The organism is Kitasatospora sp. NPDC007106 (genome assembly GCF_040634455.1).
Lineage (GTDB): Bacteria > Actinomycetota > Actinomycetes > Streptomycetales > Streptomycetaceae > Kitasatospora > Kitasatospora arboriphila.
In genome coordinates this window covers 1-1,826 of record NZ_JBEYFP010001067.1, presented here as the reverse complement: position 1 = coordinate 1,826, position 1,826 = coordinate 1, and the positions used below count along the sequence as shown (strand labels likewise).

The window sequence follows — 1,826 nt, the reverse complement described above, 5'->3', positions numbered from 1 at the left end:
AGCCCCGCCGCCGCGGCGGCCGCGGCCGCGCGACCCCCCGGGCCGGCCGGAGCCCGCTCACCCTGCACCGCACCGAGCAGCCATTCCCTGGCGTTCACCGCGCCACCCCCGTACTCGTCGACATCGGATCCGTACACCACTGTACGGATGTTCCGTACAGTACTGTACGGAACATGGCCAAGGGGAGAGTCAGCAAGGACGACTGGACGATGGCGGCGCTGCGCGCCCTCGCCCACGGCGGGGTCGCCGCCGTGGCGGTGGACGTGCTCGCCAAGGAGCTGGGCGTCACCCGGGGCAGCTTCTACTGGCACTTCGACAACCGGGAGGCGCTGCTCGTCGCCGCCCTGGAGACCTGGGAACGGCGCACCACCACCGAGCTCGTCGAGGCCGTCCGCGCCGAGCCCGACCCCTGGGTGCGTGCCAGGGTGCTGTTCGCCGAGGCCCTCGGCAGCGAGAAGATCGCCGGACTCGAGCCCGCCCTCGTCGCCCAGACCGCCCACCCGGCCGTCGCCGCCGTGGTCACCCGGGTCACCCGCACCCGGCTGGCCTTCCTCGCCGAGGTGTTCACCGGCATCGGGCACGACCCGCAGAGCGCCAGGCACCGTTCCCTGGCCGCCTACGCCGCCTACCTCGGCTGGCTGGAACTGCGCCGCACCGCCCCGGAGACCGCCCCCGAGGCGCGGCCCGGCGACCCGGACGCGGCGGCCGCCCTCGACCACCTGGTCGCCATGATCCTGGCCCCCGCCGCCCCGGCCCGTCCCTGAGCGGACGCCGGGGGCGAGCCACTCCCCGGGCGATCCGCGGAACCCGTCGGCGCCGAGTGCGCGTCAGAGACGGTGCCTGCCGCGTGCGTTCGGGTGGGCCGTCCCGCGGGGGTCGTGGGGCGTGGTCATGAGGGGGACGGTATGGCCGCTTGGATCTTCTTCTTCGCCCTGCTGCTGGCGCCCGTCGCGTTCGGGCTGACCCGGGAGGTCGGCACCCTGCGGCGGGCGAAGGCCGCCGATCGGCTGATGCGGCTCCTCGGCGGCAGCCCCGGATGGCGGACGATGGCACCCGGTGAGTCCTGGAACGAGTACGTCCCGCACTACCCCTGGCTGGACGTCCCGCGCGGCACCACCGTCACCGGCCCGGGTCCGGACGGGCGCGAGGTCACCGTCGCCCGGTTCGTGCGCCTGGAGCAGCGCCGGGGCCTGCACTGGCTGCTGTTCCGCTACGAACTCCCGGAGCACGTGCCGATGATCCGGCTCGAACGGGCCTGGAGCGCGGCCGCCCTGGGACTCCCGGTCGTCCAGCCGGGGCTCTACGTCCCGATGTCGGCGACCGGCACGGAGGCGATCGCCGAGCCCCTGGTGCGCAGCGACCTGATCGACCGCCTCGCCGCCCTGGGTGCGCCCGCGGTCAGCCTCCAGCGCAACGAGGCGTGCTTCCTGTACCACCCGCTGCCCGGCGGTCCCGGGACGGAGCGGTACGCGGCGGGGCTCGCCGCGCTCCTCCCCGACCTGTGCCGGCTCGCCCGCGCCACCGGGGAGGCGGAGGCCGCCCCGCCCGCCGACGGCGCCGAGGACGACCGCGGCCCCGGCGGCGCCCGCCGCTGACCCGGATCCCCGGCTGTCGGAGCCCTCCCGCCGTGAGCTAGGTTAGCCTTACCTAAATTCTTGTGGCGGGAGGGTGCCATGGGGCACGGCTGGGAGGGCGTCGTCCTCAAACTGATGCGGGGCAAGGACTTCGAGTTCACGGTGACCGCGGTCGAGGAGGTCACCGACCACTACCGGCGGGTGCGGTTCACCGACGGCGGGATGCTCGCCGCGACCGGCGTCCACCCGACG

2 protein-coding genes and 1 pseudogene are annotated in these 1,826 nt (G+C 74.9%); all 3 read left to right on the top strand.

From position 1 onward, the window contains the following. Positions 1-173 precede the first annotated feature (173 nt). Positions 174-764 carry a TetR/AcrR family transcriptional regulator gene (locus ABZ641_RS35795; RefSeq protein ID WP_344627615.1) on the top strand — a complete coding sequence of 197 codons (591 nt, stop codon included), beginning with the start codon at positions 174-176 and terminating at the stop codon, positions 762-764. 141 nt (positions 765-905) lie between these two features. Continuing rightward, on the top strand, positions 906-1,595 hold the full coding sequence (locus tag ABZ641_RS35790; protein WP_344627614.1) for a hypothetical protein: 690 nt from the start codon (positions 906-908) through the stop codon (positions 1,593-1,595). A gap of 78 nt (positions 1,596-1,673) precedes the next feature. Beyond that, positions 1,674-1,826 (top strand): annotated as a pseudogene (locus ABZ641_RS35785) (siderophore-interacting protein); the annotation flags it as partial.